This is a genomic window from Dyella telluris (assembly GCF_014297575.1).
GTDB classification, from domain to species: Bacteria; Pseudomonadota; Gammaproteobacteria; order Xanthomonadales; family Rhodanobacteraceae; genus Dyella; species Dyella telluris.
Genome location: NZ_CP060412.1, coordinates 949,698 through 975,101, shown reverse-complemented (window position 1 = coordinate 975,101; position 25,404 = coordinate 949,698). Strand labels below are relative to the sequence as shown.

The window sequence follows — 25,404 nt, the reverse complement described above, 5'->3', positions numbered from 1 at the left end:
CTTGCCGCCCCTTCCGGTACCCCATGCCATGAACGCCATGCAGACCATCGAAACCCTTATCAATGACGCCTTCGAGCGCCGCAACGAACTGACCCAGGCCGAAGTCGACACGCACCTGCGCCCGGCCGTGGAGCAGGTGATCGACCTGCTGGAGTCCGGCGAGCGCCGGGTGGCCGAGCCGGATGGCAACGGTGGCTGGACGGTGAACCAGTGGATCAAGAAGGCCGTGCTGCTGTACTTCCGCATCAACGGCAACCGCGTGGTGGATGGCGGTCCGGCGTTGGCCTTCGACAAGGTGCCGCTGCGCTTTGCACACGGCAACGACGTGGAGCTGGAGGGCCTGGGCGCCCGCGTGGTGCCAGGCGCGCTGGTGCGCCGTGGCGCGCACATCGCCAAGGACGCTGTGCTGATGCCCAGCTACGTCAACATCGGCGCCTATGTCGGCGCGGGCACCATGGTGGATACCTGGGCCACGGTGGGCTCGTGCGCACAGATCGGCGCCGGCGTGCATCTCTCCGGCGGCGTGGGCATCGGTGGCGTGCTGGAGCCGCTGCAGGCCAACCCCACCATCATCGAAGACAACTGCTTCATCGGTGCGCGCTCGGAAGTGGTCGAGGGCGTGATCGTGGAGAAGGGCAGCGTGATCGGCATGGGCGTGTTCCTGGGCCAGTCCACGCGCATCTACAACCGCGCCACCGGCGAAATCAGCTACGGCCGCGTGCCGGCGGGCAGCGTGGTGGTGGCCGGCAGCCTGCCGTCCAAGGATGGTTCGCACAGCCTGTACGCCGCCATCATCGTCAAGCAGGTCGACGAGAAGACGCGCAGCAAGACTGGCATCAACGAACTGCTCCGGAGCGCCGAATGAGCGTGACGCTGTATGGCCTGACCACCTGCGATACCTGCCGCAAGGCGCGCAACTGGCTCGATCGTTTCGAGGTGCCGTACAGCTTCGTGGACTATCGCGCCAACCCCGTGCCGGCGGCGACGCTCAAGGCATGGGCGCAGCAGCTGGGGGGCTGGGAAAAGCTGGTGAACAAGGCGTCCACCACGTGGCGCACGCTGTTGCCGCAACGCAAGAACCCCGGCAGCGACCCGGAGTGGACGCTGCTGCTGAAGGAATATCCCGCGCTGGTGCGTCGCCCGGTGGTGGAGCAGGACGACGGCTCAGTCAGCGTCGGCTTCACCGACAACGGCTTCAAGAAACTGTTCGGACACTGAGGTCGCCGCAGCATGGTGGTGCGCCTGTCACGGATCCTGTTGCTGGCGGCCATCGCCTTGTGGCTGAGTCTGGTTGCCTTCGGCAACCTCACCGACCCCGGCAGCAACTGGCCCTTCGTGCAGCACGTGCTGGCCATGGACACGATTTTTCCGGATGCGGGCATCCACTATCGCGCCATCACGTCGCCGTGGCTGCAACGCGCCGCCTATGCGCTGATCATCGCCACGGAAAGCCTGGCGGCCGTACTGTGCTGGCTCGGCGTATGGCGGTTGTGGCGGGCGCGTGCCGGCAGCGCGGCCGTGTTTCATCGCGCCAAGCGCATGAGCGTGCTGGGGCTCACCGTGGGGCTGCTGGTCTGGCTCGCGGGTTTCATCGCCATCGGCGGTGAATGGTTCGGCATGTGGATGTCCACGCAATGGAACGGGCTGGAGGCGGCCTTCCGCTTCGTGGTGGTGTTGCTCGTCGCGCTGGTCTGCCTGGGCCAGCGTGAAGGCGAACTGGACGAATGACGGCGGGGGCAGCGGCATGACGGATCGCAGCGCACGACACTATCGCGCCAATCTGCGCATCGAGCGGGATAACGCCGCGCTCTACGATCATCTCGCCGAACTGGCCTCGGACGCACGCCTGCGTCGCGCCTACCGGCGCATCGCCGATGGCGAACGCGCCAATGCCGCTTTCTGGGAGGAGCGCCTCACGCAGATGGGCGAGACCGTGCCGCCCGCGCGCATCGGCGCCCGCGTCAAAGTGCTCAGCTGGTTCGCGCGCCGCTTCGGCACCGAGTTCGTCATGCCGACGGTGGTGCGGCTGGAACATGCAGATCACCTGCCCACTCCGGTGGACCGCGAGGGCCATCGCGATCATTTCAACGAACCCACCGCGCCGACCACGCGCAGCGGCAGGCACCGCACGCAGAGTGGCAACACGCTGCGCGCCGCCGTACTGGGCGCCAACGACGGACTGGTCTCCAACGGCAGCCTGGTGATGGGCATGGCAGGCGCGGCGGCGGGCGACCACGCCATCCTGCTTGCCGGGTTCGCCGGGCTGGTTGCCGGTGCATGCTCGATGGCGCTGGGCGAGTGGTTGTCGGTCAACAGCTCGCGCGAGTTCTATCAGGCGCAGATCGCCGCGCGCGCAGAACGCCTGGCCGTGGCGCCGGAAGATGGCGCACGCAGCCTGGCCGGCATCTACCGCGAGAAAGGCATGGCGCCGGATACGGCCAGGAAGCTCGCCCAGCAGATCGCCGAGCGCCCCAAGAACGCACTGGACACCCTGGTTCGCGAAGACCTGGGCATCGATCCCGACGAACTGGGCGGCTCGGCCTGGGGCGCGGCCATTTCCTCATTCTGCCTGTTCGCCCTCGGCGCGCTGTTCCCGGTGGCCCCGTACCTGTTCCTGAAAGGCCACGCCGCCTTCATGACCTGCATCGCCTCGACCATCGCTGGCCTGGTGCTGATCGGCATGGGCACCGCGTTGTTCACCGGACGCAGCATGACGTTCTCCATCGCCCGCCAGCTAGCCATTACCGTGGCGGCAGCCAGCATCACCTATGCCGTGGGGCATGTGCTCGGAACTGCCCTGGCGGGTTAAGGTCGGGCGGGCACTCCGCGCATCCACCCTGTATTTCCTGTTCTGAGGTATGTCATGTCTGCGGTTCTCGACCTCACCTGTGATCTGATCGGCCGCCCGTCGGTCACGCCTGACGATGCTGGTTGCCAGCAGTTGCTGGCCGGGCGCCTGGCCGCTGTCGGTTTCCGCATCGAACACCTGCGCTTTGGCGAGGTGGACAATCTGTGGGCCGCGCATGGCGAGGGCGGTCCGCTACTGGTGTTCCTGGGGCATACCGACGTGGTGCCGACGGGGCCCGCCGACAGCTGGAAGAGCGATCCGTTCGAGCCGACCATCCGTGATGGCTATCTGTATGGCCGCGGCGCGGCCGACATGAAGGGCGGCGTGGCGGCGATGGTGGTGGCGCTGGAAGCCTTCGTGACGGCGCACCCGCATCATCGTGGCCGCGTGGGCCTGTTGCTGACCAGTGACGAGGAAGGGCCGACCAACCTCGATGGCGTGCGGCGCGTGGCCGAGCATTTTCGCGCCACCGGAGAGCGCATCGACTGGTGCGTGGTGGGTGAGCCGTCATCGCGGGAGAAGCTGGGCGACCTGATACGCGTGGGGCGTCGCGGTTCCCTGTCGGGCACCCTGGTGGTGCGCGGGATCCAGGGCCACGTGGCGTATCCGGAGAAGGCGCGCAACCCGATCCACGTCTTTGCGCCTGCGCTGGCGGAGCTGGCGGCGGAGCGCTGGGACGAAGGCAATCAGGATTTCCCGCCGACCTCGTTCCAGGTCTCCAACCTCAACGCGGGCACCGGTGCGAACAATGTCATTCCGGGCACGCTCACCGCGTTGATCAATTTCCGCTACAGCACGGCCAGCCGAGCGGAGGATCTGCGCCGGCGCACGGAGGCCATTCTCGACAAGCATGGCGTGGACTGGCAGATCGACTGGTCACTTTCGGGTGAACCGTTTCTCACGCCGCCCGGTGGCGCCGTGCGCGACGCCGTGGTGGCGGTGTGCCGCGAACTGTGCGGCATCGTGCCGGAAGAGAGCACGGGCGGCGGCACGTCCGACGGGCGCTTCATCGCGCCGTTGGGGGCCGATGTGGTGGAACTGGGGCCGGTGAATGCCACCATCCACCAGGTGGATGAATGTGTTTCCGTCGCCGATCTGGAAAAGTTGCCCGCGCTGTACGAAGCGGTGTGCGCACGTCTGCTCGGCTGACGCCGGTACGGTCGTTCGTGGCGACACGCCCGGTGTCTGCCTGATTCGCCAGAACCGTTGTCACTAAAAAAAGAGCCGCCCAAGGGCGGCTCTTTTCGTTTACTCCTTGGCGGGAAGCAGGGTCAGCGTGTGCTGATCCGGTCCCGGCAGCAGTGGCGTTGGACGTCCATTGACCCAGTCTTCCTGGCCTGCGCCGTGGTAAGGCGACAACGGGTTGTCACTTTGGCCGCCCGGCATGTGCAGGATGCTCTGCGCTTCATGGCCGGGCATGGCGTCGAGGCGTTCGGAAGCACCGAAGCCCGGCGAGACCACGCGCGGCATGTTGTGGTCGCCGGCCACGGGTTCGTCCGGCATGTCGAGGAAGCGGCCGATGAAGCCGGGCAGGGCGCGTGACAGCGGATGATGGATATCCGTGCGGTTGTGTTCGCCCCAGGTGCGCGCGGCCAGCCCGCCGGGCTGCTTGCCCAGCTCGTCGGCCACGTCGTGCGCGGCGGCATTGAGCAGGGCGTTCCAGTTGTCGTACTTGGGGTCGAGCAGGTTCATCGGACGGTCGCGCACCATTACCCACACGGCCGCTTCCGCATCGACCAGACCCGGCCAGGCGAAGTCATCGTGCTTGTCTTTCACGGTGGCGACGAACGGGGCCAGCGCTTTCTCTTTCACCTTGTCGCGGAAGGCGCGCACCAGCCGGTAGTCGACGCTTTCCACGGACGCGCGGCCGATCCACGTGGCCGTGAGCTGGCGCAGCTGCTCCAGTTCCGGATCGTGCGTGCCGGCCAGCGTGTCCTGCAGCAGGCGCTGCCAGCGCGTGAGCAGCACGGCGCGGTTGTCGAGCTGGATATCCAGCAGGTTGCCCGGCGTGAAGCTGTTGCGGCCGCGCAGATCGTCACGGATCTGCTGCGCACGCGCGCCCAGGTCATGGCCGCCATTGCCCAACAGGGCCAGCTCGTCGCCGTCCACGGTGCGGTTGTTGGCCGTCCACAGGCGGCCATCGGCGGGATCTTCGATGCGAGGATACTGGGATGCTTCGGCGCAGCCCGTCCAGCCGGTGTCGGTCGCGGACCAGTCGGCCGGCAACAGCGGGTCGAAACCTTTGCGCAGCGGAATGCAGGTGCCGGTCACGGTCCAGCCGATATGGCCTGCGCTGTCGCCGGCCAGCAAGTTCTGCGGCGGCATGCCCATGCCCGGGGCGAGATCGAGCGCGGCGTGCGCACTGGCGGCGTGCTCCAGCTGCATCACGCCCAGGTTGTAGCCCTTCGCGCGATCGCCGATCCAGGCCAGCGCCAGCGGCGTGCCATCCACATCCTTGGCCATGATCGGACCCCAGCGCGTGGCTTCCACCTTCAGCGTGTGGCTGGGCGCGTCCTTGATCAGGATGACCTCGTGATGTGTTTCGATGTCGGCCCAGCCCTCGGGCACTTTGTAACGGCTCGCGTTGGCCGGATCGCGCTGCACGCGCACCCAGTCGCTCCAGTCGCCGTAGCTGTTGGTGAAGCCCCAGGCTACCTGGCCGTTGGAACCCACCACCAGCGCCGGCGTACCGGGCAGCGACACGCCGTTGGCGTCGCGCTGTCCGCCCGGTGCCGTGGCATCGGGATAACGCAGGCGCACGCGGAACCAGATGTTGGGCACGCGCAGGCTCAGGTGCATGTCGTTGGCGACGATGGCGGCACCGGTGTCGGTCAGGTTGCCGGCGACGGCGAAGTTGTTGCTGCCCGGGCGTGCGGCATCCAGCGCGGGAAGCAGGGTGGCTGTCAGTGCGGTGTTGTCGCCACTGGTCGTTGGCGCGGCCTTGCGCAGGTCGAACACGTCGGCACCGGGCATCACCGGTGGATGCGAGAGATCGCCTTGCAGCGGAGCTTCCCAGTCGGGATCGGGCGACAGCAGGAAGTCGGCCAGCGGCGTGGGCAGCGCATCGCGCAGCTGGGCCATGTGCAGCTCGCGCTCGTTGCGGCCATCACCGTTGAGGTCCAGATACATCGCCGCGATCACCAGGAAGGCATCCTCCGGTCGCCACGCCTGCGGTTTGGTGTTGAGCAGCAGGTATTCCCACGGCTTCACGTGCAGATGCGCAAGGCCTGCGTTGACGCCGGCGGCGTACAGGTCGAGCGTGTGCTTCTGGTCCGCCGGCAGCGCTGCATACGCAGCTTGCGCCACGGCACGCAGTCGATGGCGGCGGTGGTTCAAGTCGGTATCCAGTGCCTTCGCACCCACCAGTTCGGAAAGCTCGCCCGCCGGCAGGCGGCGCATCAGATCCATGGCGAAGAAACGCTCCTGCCCGTGCACATAGCCCATGGCATAGGTGACGTCGTCGCGGCTCTTGCCCTGGAAGGTGGTGGTGCCCAGCGCATCGCGCGACACGGCCACGGCATCACCGAGGCCCGGCAGCGACACCTCACCTTCCAGCTGCGCGCGACCGCCGGCCAGCACGAACCAGCCGGCGATGACTACACCCAGCACCAGGATCAACAGCGTCCCGAGGAGATAACGAAACCAGCGAAAACGTCGAAGTCGGGTCATGGCGCGGACGAATGGGCCTGGAAGAAGGAAGGAAGACCGCCAGCGGGCGCGGTCATGGCGTGGTTTGCGTGAACACCGCGAAGATGCCGGCGTAGGGCTTCACCATGAACGTGGGGGCGCCGGCATAGCCTTCGCCATCCACGTAGAACTGCGAGATAGTGCCGTCCAGGTACAGCGCATCGCGGCAGCCGAGCTCTTCCTTGAACAACCGCGCGAAGGTGTGGAAATTCACTGGCGCCTCGCTCACCGCGAACACCACGTGGTGCGGTGTTTTCGCACATACGCCGCTACGCCACTTGAGGCTGTTTGAGTCGTCGATGAACTGGTCGTTGAGCTTGCCGTCGATCACCAGCATGGGGCCGGACTGGCTGGCCCATTGAGCGGGTTTCCCCGCCGCCTTGAACGCGGCGCTGGTCTGCACGGATGCGTGGCCGTCGGGGTAGATGGCGAACACCCCGTTGGGCAACAGCGAGAAATTGCCTGATGCGGGATTGCCGTGGGCAAGGTTGAGCGGCACCGCGGCCTTGCCGTTTTCCACGTGCAGGCCTAGCGGTGCGAATTGACGGTCGTAGATGCCCGCATTGGCGGCGAACAGCAGGCGGCGGTTGTGCGACATGCCCCATTGGCGCAGGGCGTTGATGGTGCCGTAGGGTTCCCCGCTGTCCGGATCCTTCCAGTGCAGGCTGAGCGATTCGCGCTTCAGGTCGATGCTGACCACGCGGAAGTTCTGGCTCTCGAACACCAGCTCCTTGCTTGCCACCGCCTGCGCCTGCCGGTCACAACCGGCCACCAGCACGGCAGCCAGCAGCAGCCAGCCGGGCAGGTGGCGTGTTCGGGACGGCGGGCGGTTCGCGTCGATGCACATACACCGATGGTCGCCGCCCGGACCGGGCGCGCGCAAGTCCGTCACGGCACGTTCCGGTAAACGAAGGGGTAGCATGTCGGCCATCCCCAAGGGCAAGGAGCACGTGCATGCAGGATCTGGCAACCGTGGAGATCAAGGCCTTCGTGCCGGCGCGGGATTACGCGTTGAGCCAGGCCTTCTATCGGGACCTTGGCTTCGAAGAAGGTTGGTCCGACAGCGAACTCACCTATTTCCGACACGGCGATACCAGCTTCCTGCTGCAGAACTTCTACGTGAAGGAGCTGGCCGGGAATTTCATGATGCACCTGCTGGTGGCGAACGTGGATGCATGGTGGGCGCACGTGCAGGCCAGCGGCGTGATCGCGCGTTACGGTGTGCGCTCCGTGCCGCCCAGGGACCAGCCCTGGCGCATTCGCGACTTCGTGTTGACCGACCCCAGCGGGGTGCTGTGGCGCATCGGCCAGAACCTCTGACGGCGCGGCTGACTATACTGGCCACTTTCCCCGCAACCGTAGCGAACCGATGCCTTACACCCCCATCGTCGCGACCCTCGGCTATGTGCTGTCGCCGGATCGTCGGCAAGTCCTCATGATCCACCGCAACTCCCGCCCGGACGACATGCATCTGGGCAAGTACAACGGACTGGGCGGCAAGATGGAGCCCGGCGAAGACATCGCCGCCTGCATGCGCCGCGAGATCCTCGAAGAAGCTGGCATCCACTGCGAATCCATGTCCCTGCGCGGCACGCTCAACTGGCCCGGCTTTGGCAAGCAGGGCGAAGACTGGCTGGGCTTCATCTTCGTGATCGACCGGTACAGCGGTACGCCGCTCACCTCCAATCCCGAAGGCACCCTGGAATGGGTGCCGGTGGACCGCCTGATGGACCTGCCGATGTGGGAAGGCGATCGCCACTTTCTGCCGCTGGTGTTTGATGAAGACCCGCGACCGTTCCACGGGGTGATGCCCTATAAAGACGGCCGCATGCAGTCGTGGTCGTTCTCGCGGCTGTGAGCGTCGCGAAAACCATCCGCATCGTTGCGGCCGTGATTCGCGACGGACAGGGCAGAGTGCTGCTGGTGCGCAAGCGTGGTGCTGCCGTGTGGCAGCAACCCGGCGGCAAGCGCGACGCGGATGATCGTGATGATCTGCATACGCTGGCTCGTGAGCTGCATGAGGAGTTGGGTTGCGTCATGCAGCACGAAGGTGCGCGATGGCTGGGGCGCTTCAGTGCGCCGGCGGCGAATGAGCCGGGGCATGTGGTGGAGGCTGAGGTTTACGAGGTGACGGCCAATGGGCCGTTCGTGGCGCAAGCGGAGATCGAGGGTGTGTGCTGGGTGGTTCCGGCGATGTTGGGGGATTTGCCGATTGCGCGGTTGAGTCGGGAGTTTATTTTGCCGCTCTTGGTGGCGTCGCCTGGGAATGGGTCTTAGCGACTGTTTGTGCGTTGCGCTGTGCTGCGTTGCATTGTTGGGTGCTCGCCTTACCGCTTCAATCTTTAGCCGTCACCCCTGCGTAGGCTGGGGTCCAGTGACTTTGCGTTGGGTCTTCGCGTGTGGCGCTTCCGCGACCTGGCCGCTTACGACGCGAAGCTAGTCCCCGTGGGACGCAGCGGGCGTTCTGACCTCCTGCCGGAGGCCGGGTCACTTTTCTTTGCTTGCCCACGCACGTGCAGGAGCCCGTGCGAACGGCGAAGCCGGCCCGAAGAGCGGAGGGCAGGATGCCCGGAGTAAATAAAAGTAGCCAAAAGAAAAGGCACCCCAGCGCGTGAGGGAGAGGGGGGAGGTCAACAGCAGAGTGCTCGTGCAGCTGCGCTGCACATCGCGTCGCCTAGTGCGATGGCGTATTGCGTGGCGGCTCAGCTTGTCTGTAGGAGCGCACCCTGTGCGCGACCACCTGACGGAGCGGTATCGACAGGACGCTGCGGTCGCGCACAAGGTGCGCTCCTACAGGGGGTGTCTCGCAGCGTGTGAAGCCCGTTTTTCTCTCGCCTCAGTGCTCATCCCAGTCCTCTCCCGAACGGGAGAGGACGAGCCAGAGGTGATGTTCAACGTGAACCACCGAGTGGCAAGGAAGGATGTGGCTCGTAGAGGCACGACGCTCCGCGTTAAGTCCTCAGCGCGATGGCGCGTTGCGAAGCGCTTGGAAGTACCCGCTGTGTAGAGGCGGAGGTTGCCAAGCAGCAACGTTCCTCAGCCGTTCGGGCTTATCCCATCGGCATGCTGCCAGCCTTTAAGGCCATTTTCTTTGGGTTACTTTTCTTTTGGGCCAGCAAAAGAAAAGTGACTCGGCCTCCGGCAGGAGGTCGAAACGCCTCCGCGGCGTAAGCGGCAACCTGGCGCCTGCGTGACTACCGAAGGCAGAGAGCAAAGGCACTGGATTCCTGCCTCTGCAGGACTGACGGTGAGGCGAAGACCAGCCACTGGGGTCATGGATGACCAGCCCTTCGGCTGCTGAAAAGCGCCTCGCTGGGAGGACGGCTCAGATGGAGCGGGGAGGCAAGGTTGGCCCCTCACCCCAACCCTCTCCCCAAGGGGAGGGGGAGACATACAGGCAAACTGCGATCAGCCCATGCGCCTGATCGCCACCACCGCATTCAACCCACCAAACGCAAACGAATTGCTGATCGCCGCGTCAACCTTCTTCTCACGCGCCACGTTCGGCACGTAATCCAGATCGCAGGCCGGATCAGGCTCCAGGTAGTTGATGGTCGGCGGAATGATGCCGTCATGGATCGCGCCAATCGCCGCCACCAATTCCAGCGCGCCACCCGCACCCAGCGCATGGCCGTGCATCGACTTGGTGGAAGAAATCAGCATCTCGCGTGCATGCTCGCCAAAGACGCGATGGATGGCCTTCGTCTCGGTACTGTCGTTGGCAACCGTGCCCGTGCCATGCGCGTTCACATAGTCCACGTCCTGCGGCGACAGGCCGCCATCACGCAGTGCCATGTTCATGGCGGCAGCCGCACCGATGTCCGACGGCGCGGCAATATCGCCGGCATCCGAACTCATGCCCGTGCCCACCAGTTCGCAGATGATCTCCGCGCCACGCTTCTGCGCCGACTCGAGGGTCTCGAGGACATACATGGCCGCGCCTTCGCCCAACACCAGGCCGCGACGGCCCTTGCTGAAGGGGCGGCAGGTATCCGGGGCGAGCACGCGCATGGCTTCCCAGGCGCGCAGCGTGCCCAGCGTGATGCAGGCTTCGGTGCCGCCCACCACGGCGGCGTCCACCATGCCGGAGCGGATCATCATGGCGGCCTGCGCGAAGGCGTGGTTGGACGATGCGCACGCGCTGGCCACCACAAAGGCAGGGCCGGTGATGCCGTGCACCATGCTCACCTGGCTGGCGGGCGCGTTCATCATCATGCGCACGATGCCCAGAGGGTGGAACCGGCCCTGGTGTTCGCCGTAGAGGCGTTCGTAGAGGTCGTCGCGGGTGGTTTCGCCACCGGCGCCCGTACCGATGACCACCGCCGTGCGTGCGCTCGCCTCGCCCTGGAAGCTGATCCCCGACTGGCGGATCGCTTCGTTGGCGGCAATGAGCGCGTACTCGCTGAAGGGATCCAGCAGTGTGCGGCGCGCTTCGTCGAAATGCTTGGCGGGGTCGTAATCCGATACCTCCGCCGCGATGCCGCCGTTGCGCAGCTGTCCCGGCTGGATATGGTGGATCGGGCCGATCCCGGAGCGGCCTTCGGTCATCGCCTTCCACACGGAAGGCGCGTCGTGGCCGAGCGCACAAATGGCGCCCATGCCGGTGATCACGATACGGCGCATGGTTTATTCGCTGGTTTTCAGGGCGAGCTGGCGCTCAATGGCTTCAACGAGCTGGCCAACCGTGCCGCCGTCGAAGTCGGTGTCTTCGTTGGGCAGGTTGATGTTGAAGTGTTCTTCGATGTCGAAAATCACTTCGATGGCATCCAGCGAGGCGATACCCAGATCCTTCAGGGTCGACTCCGGCTTGATCGTGTCCAGCTCGATCTTGGCCTGCTTGGCGATGATGTCGAAGGTTTCCTGCTGAACGTTGCTCATGTGTGCTTTCCTGGTTTCCATGGCGCCGGGTCAAGCGGCATCCCCCCGGATGCCGTTTATCAAGCCTGACGAACCGTCAGGACAAAGTCCAGAACGCCACCTCACTAAGCAGCGTCAGCCATGCTCCCCCTCACGCCTTTCGCCAGTCTTTTCCCCGGCGGAAGGGCCGCTGCCCGTGTCTGGCCGGGGCGGGGCGTCGTATCCTATGGCCTTGTGACCCGTGGGACTTTGGCGTGCGGTACCTCAATCAGCTCGAGCCGGACGCCCTGGTCGCCCGGTTCGCCGAACATCCCCCCATTGATTTCCAGGTGCTTCAGGTCGCGGACACCCCGGCCTTCGTGGCGCCTTTCGACCTGCTGACCACGGCCGACGACGACGTGCGCAAGAAGGTCATGGGCGCGCCGGGGTATGGCTGGTGGGGACGCCTGCTGCGCTGGCGCACCGCCTTCGTGGGCACCACCGTGTCCGAGTACGCGCTGTTCCCGCGCAACGCCCAGCCCGACGCACTGGCCCGGGCGCTGCGAGACCAGCTGGGCAAGCGCCAGCGCCTGATGATCGTGAAGGACATTCCGCAGGCCTCGCCGCTGTTCGATGCGGCCAACGGTGACTGGTGCCGGCGTTTCGCGGATGCCTGCACCGCCGCGGGTTTCCTGCTGCTGGAAGGCCAGGCGCTGGCCTACGTGCCTATCGATTTCCAGAACGAGGACGAATACCTCGCACGGCTGTCTTCAGGTCGACGCAAGGACATCCGCCGCAAGCTGCGCAAGCGCGACGATGTGGCGGTGGAGGCGGTGCCGTGCGGCGACGCCGTGTTCGACGCTGACGCCGTGGTCGACGCTTATTACGCGCTGTACGAGCACGTCTTCGCGCAGAGCGAGATCCACTTCGACAAGCTCAGTCGCGCTTTCTTCGCGGCCGTGTTGCGTGACGCCTCCAATGGCGGCGTGGTGTTCGTGTATCGCCACCAGGGCGAGATGATTGGCTGGAACCTCTGCTTCGTGGTGGAGGGCAAGCTGATCGACAAGTACGTCGGCTTTGCCTATCCGCAGGCGCGCGAGCAGAACCTTTATTTCACCAGCTGGTTCCACAATCTGGCGTTTGCGCGTGAACAGGGCCTTACCCATTACGTGGCCGGCTGGACCGATCCGAAGGTGAAGTCTTATCTGGGTGCACAATTCACCCTGACGCGGCACGCGATCTACCTGCGCAACCCCCTGTTGCGGGCGGTTGCGCGCAAGCTGGGCAAATTCTTCGAGAGTGACAGCCAATGGGCGGCGAATGAACAAGCGTGAACCGCTGATCCTGGATTTCGACGGCTCGATCGGCCCGATCCCGGGCGCGACCACGCTTGCGCTGTCAGACTGGCAGGAAGCCATTCGCTTCGGCTGCACGCTGCGCACCTTCGGCCGCCTGCGCGACTACCTGGAAGAGCACATGCCGGCCGACTACGGCACGGTACTGATGGGGTCGGGTGACTATCACCATCTCACCTGGCCGCTGGTGGCGCGCCAGCGTGCCCGCGGCCCGTTCCAGCTGGTGGTGTTCGACAACCATCCCGACAACATGCGTTTTCCCTGGGGCATCCATTGCGGCTCGTGGGTGCGCCGCGTGGCCATGCTGCCGTTCGTGACGCACGTGCACGTGGTGGGCATCACCTCGGGCGACATCGGCGCGAAGCACGCGTGGGAGAATTACCTTCGCCCACTGCAGGCCGGCAAGCTCACCTACTGGTGCATGGACGTGAACGTGGACTGGGCCGGGAAGCTGGGGCTCAGCGATGCGTTCCGTCGTTTTGATGATCCCGATGCGCTCACCTGTGCGTTCGTGGGCCAGCTGAAGCAGGCACCGCAGCCGACGTACCTGTCGATCGACAAGGATGCCTTCAGCGTCGACACCGCGCGCACCAACTGGGATCAGGGCCGCCTGGAAGAGACACACGCCATGGCGATCATCGAAGCCTTGCGCGGGCGCATCGTGGCCAGCGACATCAATGGCGAAGTGTCCGCCTACCAATACCGTACGTGGTGGAAGCGCCTGCTGAGCGGCATGGACGGGCAGGAACCCATACCGCAGAGCGAGCTGGACGCATGGCAGGCGCAGCAGCGGGCGTTCAATACGCGCCTGCTGGCGGCGATTGCCGAAAGCAGCGTGTAAGCGCCCGTACGCACCGTCCGTCGGTGTCGTGTGGGTGCCCGGGCGGGGCCTGCCATGGTGAACCGCCAGCGTGTCGAGAGCCGGCTCGTTCCGGCGCTGTCCGAAGCGATGCCAAACGATGACCGAGCACTTTCCCGCCAGCCGTCGCGCACTCGTGTATCTCGCCGTCACCTTCGGCATCACGTGGGTGGCGTGGGGCGTACTCGCGGCGCTGGCGCAGCGGCAGATCACGCGATACGGAACGTGGCCTTTCATGGTGCTGTACGTGCTGGGCGGGCTGGGGCCGACCATTGCCGCCTACATCGCCGTGCGGCATACGCCCGAACAGGCGCCCATGAGCGAGTTCAACCGGCGCGTGCTGCGCTGGCGCGTGCGTCCCGTGTGGTACTTGCTGGCGCTGGGCCTGCCGGTGGCGCTGGGGTTCATGGCCATCGGTATCGCGGTGGCGTTGAAACCCGCGTTGGGTGCCGCGGTGAGCTTCAAGCCCTGGTACCTGTTTCCCCTGTACCTGCTCATGACCATCGTGGGCGGCGGGCTGGAGGAGTTCGGCTGGCGCGGCATCACGCAGGACGAATGGGCGCGCAGCATCGGGCCCTTGCGTGCCGCCTTGCTGATCGCGCCGATCTGGGCGCTATGGCATCTGCCGTTGTTTTTCCTGCCCGGCGTGGCGCAGTACCACGGCAACTTCGCCTTGTTCCTGGCCGGCCAGTTCGGCATCGCGCTGTTGCTGGGCTGGCTGTACACGCGCACGCAGAGCATCCTGCTGTGCGTGCTGATGCACGCAGCCTCCAATGCCGTGGTCATGATGGGCGTGTTCGTGCCAACCGGCATGGGCATGGGCCTCACCGGGCCATGCCTTGGGCTGGCCGTGGGCCTGCTGCTGTTCCTGTCGATGGGGTCGCGCGCGAACGGTCAAGACGCGGCAATGCACTGAGCGCCCGGATCAGCCGACCGAGCGTTCCAGTTGCAGGCAGATCGCCTCGAAGGTGGCTTCATCCAGCCAAAGGCTGTTGGTGATGGTGAGCGAACGCGCGGCGAAGTCGCGCGCGTTGGGCAGCGGTGCATCGGTCACGATGTCGCGCAGGTAGCCGTAGTCGGGCAGGACATGGATGAACAGGCGGCTGACGCCCAGGCCGGCCGTCCACAGCGTGCCCAGCGCCGCGTCGCGTGTTGCTTCGTCGGGCAGCGTGAGTAGCAGGAACGGCCACGCGCCCTGCGTGCCCGGGGTATCGCTGAACACGGTGACGCCGGGAATGCGGCGCAGGCGCTCTATTCGGCGCAGCGCCTGGTGGCGTGTGTCGTCGAGAAACGCGGGCAGGCGGGGCAGAGCGCGCGCGCCGACGGCCTGTCGCCACGGGCTGACCGTATGCAGCGGGATATCCGGGCCGAAATCGTCGCCCACCGCGGCAACGGGATCGTTCGCCGCCAGCGCCTTGCGCAACGGACGGCCGTAGGCGAGCGACAGCAACGACGGACGATAGGCCAGCGTGTAGCCGATCAGCTCCAGCGCGCGCTGCCAGTCCATTTTCAGGTCGGCGCGAATGGTGGTGTCATGGCTGGCGGCGAAGGCATCGCGCAGCACCGGGTCGCGGGTCAGCAGCAGCCCGCCTTCGAACAGGGTGAGTCCCTTGCCCACGGCCAGACTGAAGAAGCCCGCATCACCGAGCAGGCCGACGCTGCGGCCATTGTGTTGGGCACCCAGCGCCTGCGCGGCATCTTCGAGCACATAGGCGCCCACGCGATGGGCGACATCCAGCGCCGCATTCACGTCCGCCACGCGACCGGCCAGATGCGTTGGCACGATGGCCAGCGTGCGCGGACCGGCGAGCGTGCACAAACCGGCGTAGTCCATGTCGAAATGTCCCGGGGCCAGATCGCACAGGCGCGGCTTCAGGCCGGCGCGATGGATGGCCAGCGCCACCAGCGGGCAGGTCCACGCGGGAACAATCACTTCGTCGCGCTGTGGTCGCAGCCGGTGCATCGCACGCAGCGCCACCACCATGGCGGCCGTACCGGAGCATTCGAGCTGCAGTTGTTCCACGCCCAGCCATTCGGCCACGCGTTCGGCAAAGGGCGCGCGGCCGGGCCACAGGTCAGTCAGGCGCAGCGGCAGTCCGGCGGTGGGCGGCAGCTCGCGCGACACGTCATTCCCCTGCAGCGACGCCCAGCGCACCCTTCGCTTCGGTCGGCGCGTCGCCTTCCGGATGCGCACCGCTTTCGGCGAAGGCCAGGCAGATGATGCCCGCCACGATGGCGGCGGCACCGATCACGCGACCCACCGTCAGCGGCTCATGAAACAGCCACACGGAGAACAGCATCACGCTCACCACTTCCAGATGGGTCACCGCGAATGCCGGACCGATCGGCGCGTGCTTGAGCAGGGTCATCCAGGTGAAGAAGTTGCCGACGTAGCCGATCACCGCGACGTAGATCCACGGATGGCCGAATACGCGCACGATCCACGCCCAGTTCGCTTCGGGCGGAAAGGCATGGTCGCCGGCGTACTTGAAGCTCAGCTGCACCAGCGTGTCGAACAGCACCAGGATGGTGAAGCCGATGGCGTAGAAGCGAACCAGGTTCTTCGGCATCTCAGCCTCCCGCAAAACCAACGATAGCCACGCCCGCCGTCACCAGCAGCATGCCGGTCACGCGCAACGGCGTGAGCTTTTCTTTGAACAGGATGCGGCCGGCGATCATGATCACCACGATGTTGATCGAACCCAGCAGCACGCCTTCGGACAGGTCCACCAGCGACAGGAAGGCGATCCACACCAGGAATTCGGCCACGTAGGAGAACACGCCGATCCAGATCCACGGTCGCGCGGCCATGTACTTCCAGCGCGCCAGCCCGTCACCCGCACGCGGATCGCCGGCCGCCGCCTTGAAGGCGAGCTGGCCGACGGTGTCGAGCGTGACGTTGAGCAGCCACAACGCAACCACCAGAGGACTCATGGCGAGTCCTCAGGCTGCGGCGCGCGCGGCGGGTTCGTAGTTGGCGGCGATCTGGCGGAAGAATTCCGCCGAGCGGTCGGTCAGCAGGCGACGTTCCCGGTCCACCGTGATCATGTGGTAGCTGTCTTCCAGCCACAGCGTTTCCACCGGGCCGGACACCGAGCGCTGCACCAGATAGGCGTTCTCGATGCTGGCGATGTCGTCCTCGGTCGCATGTGCGATCAGGCAGGGCGCGGTCACGCGCGGCAGGTCGCGCTTCACCGCGGCCGCCATGTTGTACATCTCGGCCAGCGACGGCCACGGGTTGCCCGGCAGGCCGGCCGCAGCACTGTCGCCGCTCAGCATGGCGCCGCTTATCTGCGCGCGCAGGCGCTCGTCGCGGATGCCATACGGTTCGCCCTCGTGCACCATGCGGTGCTTGCCGATCCCGAGCTTGTGCAGGAGCGGCAGCAGGAACGAGAACTTGCCGATCCGCGGAATCGCCCAGCCGTCATAACGGAACGTGGCGCCGTACACGCCCACGCCCTTCACCCATTCCGGGTGCTCGGCAGCCAGTTTCAGCGCCAGCACGGCGCCCATCGACAGGCCGGCCACGAACAGGTGGTCCACCTCGTGGCGGTACTTCTCAGCGGCGGCTTCCACGCTGGCGTACCAGTCCTTCCAGCCCGTGGCCAGCAGGTCGTCGACGTTGCCGCAATGGCCCGCCAGCTGCATGCCGTACACGGAATAGCCGGCGCGATTGAGGCCCTTGCCGAGGAGACGCATCTCCGTCGGGGTGCCTGTCAGGCCGTGAATGAGCAGCACACCGCTGCGACCGCCTTCGTAGCGGAACTCGACATTCTGGATCACTGGGGAGCTCCGGTACTGCTGGCGATAAGAGCGAGGCTGCGCGGGGCGCGCGGGGAAGAGGGACCGTAAACCATGGGAGCAGTCTGATGGCCCACCCTTTCCAAGAACTTTCGACCTTTTTTAGCCAAGGTCAAGAAAGGTCTGATAAAAGCGCCGGCTCAAGGGCTTGCAGGCCGGCGCCTGGAGCAGGGCGGTACCGGGCCGGATCACCGGTCGGCCGCCGGGAAAGGGTGCCCGACTCAGTGGCCGTAATGCCCCTGGCTACCGCCCACGGAAATGCTCACGCCACCCGTCGGGTGCTCGCAGCTGCCGAAAGCCTGGCTGAGTGTGACGCCTGCGCCGGCGTAGCTGCCGCTCATGTGGTTGCCGGCGACCACGCCGGTGGAGACGGCACCATGCATCTGCGGCTGGTTGTAGGTGGCGTCGTCGCAGGTGACGGCCGGCTGGGCACTGGCGGCGGCCTGGGTGCCACCCGGGGCGCCACTGGTGTCGCCGTAATAGGTGCCCGGCGGGTCCTTCGCGTAGCTGGCGGGGTTGGCATTGGCCTGGGCACTGGCGCCTGCCTGCGCGGCGACATGGCCGCTGGCGGCGGCCGGGGTGGCCTTGCTGGCGTCGGTAGGCGTGCTCGTGGTGGGGGCGGCGGTACTGGCGCTGGACGCGGGGAGGTTGGCCGGCAGTTTCAGGTTCAGCTGCTGGTCGCTGTTCTGGGCCCAGGCCGTCGCGGCAAGCAGGGTCGCGACGACGAAAACGGTGATGCGGGCGGTCTTCATGAACAAAACTCCGAGGGCGTGGGGCCTATAACGCGCCACCGTCGCCGGTGTGCACACAGTACCTTCTGATTGCCCAGCAAGTGGTGAAGTTCCCGCTTGTCTGTAGGAGCGCACCCTGTCCGCGACCGGCGTTGCAGTGAGCCCGTCGCGCACAGGGTGCGCTCCTACACGTCACGGAGAGACCGGCCTCAGCCCGTCGTCTCGATGCGCTCCACGCGGCGCAGGCCCTGCGGCAGCAGGCCGCCACGGGTGGCACGGTTGCCGCCGTACTCGACCAGGTTCGACCACTTAAGGGTGAGCTTGCGCTGGCCGGCGTAGAGCGTCACTTCGCCCTTGCCCTCGGTGACCACGGCCACGCCGACCACCTTGATGCCGGAGGCGAGCTTGGCCTTGGGCACGTCGATCAGCTTGTTGCCCTTGCCCTTGTCCAGTTCCGGCAGCTCGGCCACCGAGAACATCAGCAGATGGCCTTCGGTGGTGACCACCACGATGCGGTCGCGCGCGGGATCGGCACTGACCTGCGGCGCCAGCACCTTGGCGCCATCGCCCAGCGTGATGATCTGCTTGCCGGCCTTGTTGCGACCGGTGAGCGCCTCGAAGCGGGTCACGAAGCCGTAGCCGTGATCGGTAGCCAGGATCAGGCGCGTGTCGTTGTCGCCAGCGATGAGCGCATCGAAGCTGGCGCCCGACGGCGGGCTGAAGCGGCCGGTGAGCGGATCGCCGTTGCCGCGTGCGGAAGGCAGCGTGTGCGCCGGCGTGGAATAGCTGCGACCGGTGGAGTCGATCACGGCGACCTGCTGCGTGGTGCGCGCCTTCACGGCGGCGAGCAGGCTGTCGCCTTCGCGGTAGTTCAGGCCGTCGGCATCGACGTCGTGGCCCTTGGCGGCGCGGATCCAGCCCTTCTGGCTCAGCACCACGGTCACCGGTTCGCTGGCGACCAGCGCGCTTTCGTCCAGCGCCTGGGCGGCTTCACGCTGCACCAGCGGCGAGCGGCGGTCGTCGCCGTACTTGGTGGCATCGGCGCGCAGTTCTTCCTTGATCAGGCCCTTGAGCTTGGCCGGCGACTTGAGCAGCACGTTGATGCGTGCGCGCTCTTCTTCCAGCTGGTCACGCTCGGCGTTGATCTTCATTTCCTCGAGGCGCGCGAGCTGGCGCAGCTTGGTCTCGAGGATGTAGTCGGTCTGTTCTTCGCTGAGGCCGAAGCGGGCCATCAGCACGGCCTTGGGCTCGTCCTCGGTGCGGACGATGCGGATCACCTCGTCCAGGTTGAGGTAGGCGATGCGCAGGCCTTCCAACAGGTGCAGGCGGCGCTCGACCTTGGCCAGGCGATGGTTGAGGCGGCGCGTGACCGTGTCGGTACGGAACGCCAGCCACTCGGAGAGGATCCGCTTGAGATCCTTCACCTGCGGGCGGCCGTCCAGGCCGATCATGTTGAGATTGACGCGGAAGCTCTTTTCCAGGTCCGTGGTGGCGAACAGGTGCTGCATCACCTCGGCCGCGTCGACGCGGTTGGAGCGCGGCACCACCACCAGGCGGATCGGGTTTTCGTGGTCGGACTCGTCGCGCAGGTCTTCCACCATCGGCAGCTTCTTGGCGCGCATCTGCGCGGCGATCTGCTCGAGGATCTTGGACGGGCTCACCTGGTGCGGCAGGGCGGTGATGACGATGTTGCCTTCGTCCACGTGGTACACGGCGCGCGCGCGCACCGAACCCGTGCCGTTCTGGTACATCGCCAGCAGGTCGTTGCGCGGCGTGATGATTTCCGCTTCGGTCGGGTAATCCGGGCCCTGGATGTGCTCGCACAGGTCGGCGACGGTGGCGTCCGGGTCATCGAGCAGGCGGATGCAGGCGCTCACCACTTCGCGCAGGTTGTGCGGCGGAATGTCGGTGGCCATGCCCACGGCAATGCCCATGGAGCCGTTGAGCAGCACGTGCGGCACGCGCGCCGGCAGCCAGCTGGGCTCTTCCAGCGTGCCGTCGAAGTTCGGCACCCAGTCCACCGTGCCCTGGCCCAGCTCGCCCAGCAGCGCTTCGGCGATGGGGCTGAGACGCGACTCGGTGTAGCGCATCGCGGCGAAGCTTTTCGGGTCATCCGGGGAACCGAAGTTGCCCTGGCCGTCCACCAGCGGATAGCGGTACGAGAACGGCTGGGCCATCAGCACCATCGCCTCGTAGCACGAGGTGTCGCCGTGCGGATGGAACTTGCCGATCACGTCGCCGATGGTGCGGGCGGACTTCTTCGGCTTGGCCGAAGCGGCCAGGCCCAGCTCGCTCATCGCGTAGACGATGCGACGCTGCACCGGCTTCAGGCCGTCGCCCACGAAGGGCAGGGCGCGATCCAGCACCACGTACATCGAGTAATCGAGGTAAGCCCGCTCGGCGTATTCCTTGAGCGGGATCTGTTCGAAATTGGCTTGCAAATTCATGGGGTTGCGTCGTTTGCCTGCGCGCGGGCGGCGCGCTTAACCGGGGGATGGTGCCAGAAAGGGGCGCCGGGGGGCGAGGGGGCGGTGGTCATAGGCCAGGTCTGCGGCCCCCTGTGGGAGCGCATCCTGTGCGCGACAACCCATGGAACGGTGAAGCCGGGTGGGTGATATGGCGAAAGCCGGCTACTGAGCCTTGCCGCCAGTCTGCGGTCGCGCACAGGGTGCGCTCCTACAGGGGGCGGATTCTCCTGTCGTCAGTTCTGCACGCGCTCGGTCTTCACGCCCAGCTTGCGCAGCTGCTCCTGCAGGCTGTCGGGGCCGGCCAGGTGGCCCGCGCCCACGGCAACAAAGCTCACGCCGGGCTGCTGCATGCGTGCCGCGATGGATTTGGCCCAGGCCGTGTTGCGCTCCACGATCAGGCGCTGGTAGAGCAGGGGGCTGTCCTTGCGCAGGTCTTCGTCTTCGATGCGCGCGATGGCGGCAGTGTCGCCATTGCGCCAGGCGTCGATCAGCTCGTGCAGCTTGCCGGGGCCGTCGGCCACGTCCTTGAACGACTGGCGCAGGAAATCCAGCTGCATCGCTTCGGGCAGGTCGGCCAGCATCAGGATCTGTTTCTCGGCCGTTTCCAGTCCGTCCACCGGTTTGCCGGCCTGCTGCATGCGGGCCTTGAGCAGCTTGTCCACGCCCTGGTTGGGGTCCAGGCCGGCCTGCATCAGCGGCGCCATGGTGAGCGTGAGCGCGGCCAGCCAGGGGCGCATCGACTGGAGCGAGGCCGCGCCGCCGGGCAGGTTGGCGGTTTCAGCCGCCTTGGCCAGCTGTCCGCGGTCGGCGTCGTCGAGCTTGCTGGATAGCGGTGCGGTGAGATCCAGGCCGTGCTGCGTCACCAGCGTCTGCATGGACGCCGAATCGTCGTCGACGATTTCGATGCTCAGGCGCTGGCTCTCGTCCAGCGCCTTGTCCAGCGCGGCGGACTTCCACTGCGTGTCCGAGGGCAGCAGGTGGACGGTGCCGAACAGGTACACCGTGGCCTGGCCGTTGCGAGCCACCCACAACCCTGGCTGCGCCACCGCCACGGTGACGAGCAACAGGTTCAGGGCCAGCGCGCTGGCGAATCGTCGAAAGAGCTTCAAGGGACTTTCCGGATCGGGGCGGACAACGTGTCGTGGCAGGCGGGCGTCACCGGCCTGCGGATGTGCGCACTATCGTGCGCTGCGCGTGCTGCTGCAAGCAGAAATCCGCGGGAATTCGCGCACTCAGCGTGGCACGCGATAGCCGCCGGGCACGCCGTGGGGGCTGAGCGTGATCTGCCAGAGCTGGTCGCGGCGGCTGCGGAACACCGCGGCGGACACCGAAAGATAGAAACGCCACATGCGACGGAAGCGGTCGTCGTAGTGCTCGGCCAGCTGCGGCCACGCCGCATCGACATTGGCGCGCCAGGCTTGCAGCGTCAGGTCGTAGTCGGCGCCGAAGTTATGCCAGTCCTCCACCACGAACAGGTTCTGCACCGCCTCGGCCACCTGGCTGGCGGCGGGAATCATCGAGTTGGGAAAGATGTATTTCTCGATCCACGGGTCCGGCTGGCCGGGGGTGCCGTTGCTGCCGATGCAGTGGAGCACGAACAGCCCGTGGTCGCGCAGGCAGCGTCGCGCCACCTCGAAGTATTTGCGGTAGTTCAGCGCGCCGACGTGTTCGAACATGCCGATGGAGAACACGGCGTCGAACGGCTCGTCCAGTTCTCGATAATCCTGCAGGCGGATCTCCACCGGCAGGTCGCCGCACAGCTCGCGCGCAAAGGCGGCCTGCTCCTGCGACACGGTGATGCCCACGCCCTCGATGCCATAACGCTCGGCGGCAAATTTCAGTGCCACGCCCCAGCCGCAGCCGATGTCCAGCACGCGCTGCCCGGGTTGCAGGCGCAGCTTGCGGCAGATCAGGTCGAGCTTGGCTTCCTGTGCGTCGTCGAGGTTGTTGGCCTCGGCCCAGTAGCCGCAGGAGTACATCAGCCACTTGCCCAGCATGGCCTGGAACAGGTCGTTGCCCAGGTCGTAGTGAGCGCGGCCGATCTCGAAGGCGTGGTCGCCGCGCTGCATGTTGATGAAGCGCGCCTTCAGGTGGGCCAGCAGCGTATCCAGGGTTCTCAGCTCGCGGTCGAGCCTTGCGCCCAGGATGCGGGTGAACAGGCCGGACAGGTCCTCGCTGTCCCACCAGCCGTCCATGTAGCTCTCCCCCAGGCCCAGCGAGCCGTGGGCGAACACGCGTGCATAAACACGCTCGTCGTGAACGTGCATGTCGGTGGGGCGTGAGCCGTCGAGGCGGATGCCGGCGTGTTCCAGCAGGCTGGCGGCGCGTGCCTTGAGAGAGTCCTGGCTCATGCATTCCTCGTTGGGCGTGGTGGCGACGCAGGGCAGGAACGATCGGGGCCAGGTCAGCCGGTACCCGGGTTCTTGCCGAGTGAACCGAAGCTTGCGGAAGCGATTGCATACACCGCGTCGACAGCGCTGTCGCCGACGGTCTGGACCAGCGCCAGGGCTTGCGCCTCGGTCAGCAGGAACTCCACCTTGATGGCCAGGTCGTCAGCCAGCTCGAAGAACTGTTCCTCGCGCAGCACGCCGTGGCGGCCGAATCCGCAGACGGCGCGGAACGCCGAGCCGCCGCCGATGCCCTGGGCCTTGGCATGTTCCAGCAGCCATTCGAACACCAGCTTACCCTCGTGGCGCGCGCGCGAATGGGTATAGAAGCTGAGCAGGACGCCTTGTTGCGGATCGTTCATGGCTCCTCCTAGCGCAGCACGGCGCGGGTGAGGGCGATGCCGGTGATGGTCATCGCGATGGAGCCCACCAGGTGCAGGGCCAGGTGGCCGCCAAACCAAAGATACTGCTGACGCAGCAACAACGTGGTGGATTCGGCCGAAAAGGTGGAGAACGTGGTCAGCCCGCCGAGAAAGCCGGTGGCGGCGAACAGGCGCAGCTCGGGCGGCAGGGTCTGGAAGTGGTCGAAGATGCCCAGCACCGCGCCCATCAGCAGGCCACCCATCAAATTGGCGGCCAGTGTGCCCAGCGGCACGGTGGGGAAGATCGGGTTGAACAGCACGCCCAGCGTCCAGCGCAGCCAGCAGCCCAGTGCGCCGCCGATGCCCACGGCGAGAAATCCGGTAAAGCCCACGTTGTCGTCTCCAGTGCAGAAGAACTTCAGGAGGACTTCCCGGAAACAGGCACGCGCCTGCGCCCCGGGGTGTCCGGTGGTGCAGGCATCATCAACCCGAAGGTGGTTCGCTCCATGCTGAGCGGGAGGCATGCCATCTCCCGGGATTCCCGGAACCGTCATCCCCGCCTTCGCACGAATGACGAGCAAAAAGGCCAGGTTCGTCAGGTTTCCCGGGGCTGATGCTAGCGGATGATCGGCCGAACGTCATGGCTCAGGCGAGGGTGGCGCGCCGCTATACTCGACGCCTCTCGCCCGCCGTGCCACGCCCATGACCTCCACCCCGCGCCCCGTCCGGCGCAGCCTGTCGTGGCTGCTGGCGGGTCTGTCGATGATCGGCCCGTTTTCGATCGACGCCGTGTTCCCGGCGTTTCCGCTGATCGGCGAGCGCTTCGGCGTGGACAGCACCGGCCTGCAGCAGATGATCAGCATGTACCTGGTCACCTATGCGGTGATGAGCCTGTTCCATGGCGCCATTTCCGACGCCATCGGCCGCAAGCCGGTGATCGTGGCGGGCATGCTGGTGTATTCGCTGGCGTCCGCGGGCGCGGCCATGTCCACCTCCTACGCCATGCTGCTGACGTGCCGCTCGCTGCAGGGCGTGTGTGCCGGCGCCGGCCTGGTGGTGGGGCGCGCCATCGTGCGCGACAGCCTGGAGGGCGCCGCAGCGCAGCAGCTGATGTCACGCGTGATGATGATCTTCAGCGTCGCGCCGGTGATCGCACCCATCGTCGGCGCCCAGTTGCTGTTCCTCAACGGCTGGCACGGCATCTTCTGGGTGCTGATGGGATTCACCGTGGTGTTGGCGGTGGCGCTGATGCTGTTCCTGGAGGAAACCCATCCGCCGGCGGCGCGCACGCCGTTCAACGCCACCACGCTGGTGCGCGGCTACGTGAGTTTCGGCAAGGATCGGCCGTTCTGGCCGTTGCTGCTGTCGTGCACCGTGAACTTCGCCGGCCTGTTCCTGTACATCGCCTCGGCCCCGCACATCATTCGTGACCTGCTGCATCTGTCGGCGCAGGGGTTCCCTTGGCTGTTCCTGCCGACGGTGGCGGGTCTGATGATCGGCGCTTGGATGTCCGGTCGCCTGGCCAATCGTCGCAGCGTGGTCTACACCGTGAACCTGGGTTATGGCGCCATGCTGCTGGCGTGTGCACTGCACCTGTTGATGGCGCTGGTCAGCCGCGAGCCCGTGCTGCCGTGGTCGATGCTGCCGCTGGTGGTCCATGGCATCGGCGTGCAGCTGGCGTTCCCCACGCTCACGTTGCTGCTGCTCGATCGCTTCCCGCATCGCCGAGGTGGCGCTTCGTCGGTGCAGGCGTTCTGCAGCCTGATGCTGTGCGCCATCGTGGCTGGCGTGCTGTCGCCGATGTTGTCCGGGCACATGCTGTACCTGGCCCTGGGCGCATCGGCACTGACCCTGGCCGGCTGGGCAGGCTGGCGCTGGTATCGCCGTCTCTCCGACAAACCGCGCGTGCCGCATACCGCGGCGGCCGAGGTTGAGGTGGAGTGCCAGACGGAGATCACCGAGCCGCGCTGACACGCGGCTTGCCTGGCTCAAGCGTGGTGCAGGCCATGCTGGGGCGGTGCCGGCCTTGCGAGAGTGGGGCAACGGACTGCCGTTGTCGCTCACTTCATT

General features: G+C 66.3%; 26 protein-coding genes and 1 riboswitch. Of the genes, 12 read left to right on the top strand and 14 right to left on the bottom strand.

Going from position 1 to position 25,404, the window contains the following annotated elements:
- Positions 1 to 37 precede the first annotated feature (37 nt).
- The 5 genes from dapD to dapE are packed head-to-tail and all read left to right on the top strand — an operon-like array spanning position 38 to position 3,997.
- Entirely contained in the window at positions 38 to 865 is an 828-nt protein-coding gene (gene dapD, locus H8F01_RS04515) for a 2,3,4,5-tetrahydropyridine-2,6-dicarboxylate N-succinyltransferase (protein ID WP_187059155.1), read from the top strand.
- Complete coding sequence (locus H8F01_RS04510; RefSeq protein ID WP_187057864.1) at positions 862 to 1,218, top strand: Spx/MgsR family RNA polymerase-binding regulatory protein; 357 nt, start codon at positions 862 to 864, stop codon at positions 1,216 to 1,218. Before dapD ends, H8F01_RS04510 begins: the two co-directional genes overlap by 4 nt.
- 12 nt (positions 1,219 to 1,230) lie before the next feature.
- Positions 1,231 to 1,728, top strand: coding sequence for a DUF2165 family protein (locus tag H8F01_RS04505; protein ID WP_187057863.1), 498 nt, complete (start codon positions 1,231 to 1,233; stop codon positions 1,726 to 1,728).
- Positions 1,729 to 1,744: 16 nt separating this feature from the next.
- Positions 1,745 to 2,809 carry a VIT1/CCC1 transporter family protein gene (locus H8F01_RS04500; RefSeq protein ID WP_187057862.1) on the top strand — a complete coding sequence of 355 codons (1,065 nt, stop codon included), beginning with the start codon at positions 1,745 to 1,747 and terminating at the stop codon, positions 2,807 to 2,809.
- A gap of 54 nt (positions 2,810 to 2,863) precedes the next feature.
- Positions 2,864 to 3,997, top strand: coding sequence for a succinyl-diaminopimelate desuccinylase (gene dapE, locus H8F01_RS04495; RefSeq protein ID WP_187057861.1), 1,134 nt, complete (start codon positions 2,864 to 2,866; stop codon positions 3,995 to 3,997).
- Between the two features lie 99 nt (positions 3,998 to 4,096).
- On the opposite strand, the gene H8F01_RS04490 is transcribed toward dapE, so the two are convergent.
- Entirely contained in the window at positions 4,097 to 6,517 is a 2,421-nt protein-coding gene (locus H8F01_RS04490; protein ID WP_187057860.1) for a penicillin acylase family protein, read from the bottom strand.
- Positions 6,518 to 6,569: 52 nt separating this feature from the next.
- The gene (locus H8F01_RS04485) at positions 6,570 to 7,382 is read right to left on the bottom strand and encodes a phosphodiester glycosidase family protein (RefSeq protein ID WP_187057859.1); all 813 of its coding nucleotides are present in this window, start codon (positions 7,380 to 7,382) and stop codon (positions 6,570 to 6,572) included.
- Positions 7,383 to 7,489: 107 nt separating this feature from the next.
- Between H8F01_RS04485 and H8F01_RS04480 the strand changes: the two genes are divergently transcribed.
- From H8F01_RS04480 to H8F01_RS04470, 3 genes are read left to right on the top strand one after another with little or no spacing between them, the layout of a single operon-like run.
- Positions 7,490 to 7,855, top strand: coding sequence for a VOC family protein (locus H8F01_RS04480; RefSeq protein ID WP_187057858.1), 366 nt, complete (start codon positions 7,490 to 7,492; stop codon positions 7,853 to 7,855).
- Between the two features lie 49 nt (positions 7,856 to 7,904).
- Entirely contained in the window at positions 7,905 to 8,393 is a 489-nt protein-coding gene (locus H8F01_RS04475) for an NUDIX hydrolase (RefSeq protein WP_187057857.1), read from the top strand.
- Entirely contained in the window at positions 8,372 to 8,812 is a 441-nt protein-coding gene (locus H8F01_RS04470) for an NUDIX hydrolase (protein ID WP_238481148.1), read from the top strand. Before H8F01_RS04475 ends, H8F01_RS04470 begins: the two co-directional genes overlap by 22 nt.
- 1,131 nt (positions 8,813 to 9,943) lie before the next feature.
- On the opposite strand, the gene H8F01_RS04465 is transcribed toward H8F01_RS04470, so the two are convergent.
- The gene (locus H8F01_RS04465; protein WP_187057856.1) at positions 9,944 to 11,158 is read right to left on the bottom strand and encodes a beta-ketoacyl-[acyl-carrier-protein] synthase family protein; all 1,215 of its coding nucleotides are present in this window, start codon (positions 11,156 to 11,158) and stop codon (positions 9,944 to 9,946) included.
- A 3-nt stretch (positions 11,159 to 11,161) separates the two neighbouring features.
- Positions 11,162 to 11,413, bottom strand: a complete 252-nt coding sequence (locus H8F01_RS04460; RefSeq protein WP_187057855.1) for an acyl carrier protein — start codon at positions 11,411 to 11,413, stop codon at positions 11,162 to 11,164.
- A 233-nt stretch (positions 11,414 to 11,646) separates the two neighbouring features.
- Here H8F01_RS04460 and H8F01_RS04455 point away from each other — a divergent pair, with 233 nt between their 5' ends.
- The 3 genes from H8F01_RS04455 to H8F01_RS04445 all read left to right on the top strand — a co-directional run bounded on the left by H8F01_RS04455 (position 11,647) and on the right by H8F01_RS04445 (position 14,501).
- Positions 11,647 to 12,705, top strand: a complete 1,059-nt coding sequence (locus H8F01_RS04455) for a GNAT family N-acetyltransferase (protein ID WP_187057854.1) — start codon at positions 11,647 to 11,649, stop codon at positions 12,703 to 12,705.
- Entirely contained in the window at positions 12,692 to 13,567 is an 876-nt protein-coding gene (locus H8F01_RS04450) for an arginase family protein (protein WP_187057853.1), read from the top strand. The genes H8F01_RS04455 and H8F01_RS04450 overlap by 14 nt, the downstream gene beginning before the upstream one ends.
- A gap of 118 nt (positions 13,568 to 13,685) precedes the next feature.
- A complete protein-coding gene (locus H8F01_RS04445; RefSeq protein WP_187057852.1) occupies positions 13,686 to 14,501 on the top strand; it encodes a type II CAAX endopeptidase family protein in 816 nt (271 codons plus the stop codon).
- Positions 14,502 to 14,510: 9 nt separating this feature from the next.
- On the opposite strand, the gene H8F01_RS04440 is transcribed toward H8F01_RS04445, so the two are convergent.
- The 10 genes from H8F01_RS04440 to crcB form a co-directional block, all read right to left on the bottom strand.
- Positions 14,511 to 15,710, bottom strand: a complete 1,200-nt coding sequence (locus H8F01_RS04440) for a DegT/DnrJ/EryC1/StrS family aminotransferase (protein WP_187057851.1) — start codon at positions 15,708 to 15,710, stop codon at positions 14,511 to 14,513.
- A gap of 1 nt (position 15,711) precedes the next feature.
- Positions 15,712 to 16,155 carry a DMT family transporter gene (locus H8F01_RS04435; protein ID WP_425490073.1) on the bottom strand — a complete coding sequence of 148 codons (444 nt, stop codon included), beginning with the start codon at positions 16,153 to 16,155 and terminating at the stop codon, positions 15,712 to 15,714.
- A gap of 1 nt (position 16,156) precedes the next feature.
- Entirely contained in the window at positions 16,157 to 16,519 is a 363-nt protein-coding gene (locus H8F01_RS04430) for an EamA family transporter (protein WP_187057850.1), read from the bottom strand.
- 9 nt (positions 16,520 to 16,528) lie between these two features.
- Positions 16,529 to 17,368, bottom strand: a complete 840-nt coding sequence (locus H8F01_RS04425) for an alpha/beta hydrolase (RefSeq protein ID WP_187057849.1) — start codon at positions 17,366 to 17,368, stop codon at positions 16,529 to 16,531.
- 239 nt (positions 17,369 to 17,607) lie between these two features.
- Positions 17,608 to 18,138 (bottom strand): hypothetical protein, encoded by a 531-nt coding sequence (locus H8F01_RS04420; protein ID WP_187057848.1) that lies wholly within the window; start codon positions 18,136 to 18,138, stop codon positions 17,608 to 17,610.
- Positions 18,139 to 18,326: 188 nt separating this feature from the next.
- Positions 18,327 to 20,564: a DNA topoisomerase IV subunit A gene (gene parC, locus H8F01_RS04415; RefSeq protein WP_187057847.1), complete on the bottom strand. Its 2,238-nt coding sequence runs from the start codon at positions 20,562 to 20,564 to the stop codon at positions 18,327 to 18,329.
- Positions 20,565 to 20,818: 254 nt separating this feature from the next.
- Positions 20,819 to 21,694 (bottom strand): TraB/GumN family protein, encoded by an 876-nt coding sequence (locus tag H8F01_RS04410; RefSeq protein WP_187057846.1) that lies wholly within the window; start codon positions 21,692 to 21,694, stop codon positions 20,819 to 20,821.
- 123 nt (positions 21,695 to 21,817) lie between these two features.
- On the bottom strand, positions 21,818 to 22,936 hold the full coding sequence (cfa, locus tag H8F01_RS04405) for a cyclopropane fatty acyl phospholipid synthase (RefSeq protein ID WP_187057845.1): 1,119 nt from the start codon (positions 22,934 to 22,936) through the stop codon (positions 21,818 to 21,820).
- 53 nt (positions 22,937 to 22,989) lie between these two features.
- The gene (locus H8F01_RS04400; RefSeq protein WP_187057844.1) at positions 22,990 to 23,334 is read right to left on the bottom strand and encodes a DUF190 domain-containing protein; all 345 of its coding nucleotides are present in this window, start codon (positions 23,332 to 23,334) and stop codon (positions 22,990 to 22,992) included.
- 8 nt (positions 23,335 to 23,342) lie between these two features.
- On the bottom strand, positions 23,343 to 23,726 hold the full coding sequence (gene crcB / locus H8F01_RS04395; protein ID WP_187057843.1) for a fluoride efflux transporter CrcB: 384 nt from the start codon (positions 23,724 to 23,726) through the stop codon (positions 23,343 to 23,345).
- A gap of 75 nt (positions 23,727 to 23,801) precedes the next feature.
- Positions 23,802 to 23,876, bottom strand: a riboswitch (Fluoride riboswitch).
- A gap of 160 nt (positions 23,877 to 24,036) precedes the next feature.
- On the opposite strand from crcB, the gene H8F01_RS04390 reads away from it, so the two are divergent.
- Positions 24,037 to 25,305: a multidrug effflux MFS transporter gene (locus H8F01_RS04390; protein WP_187057842.1), complete on the top strand. Its 1,269-nt coding sequence runs from the start codon at positions 24,037 to 24,039 to the stop codon at positions 25,303 to 25,305.
- Positions 25,306 to 25,404: the final 99 nt, after the last annotated feature.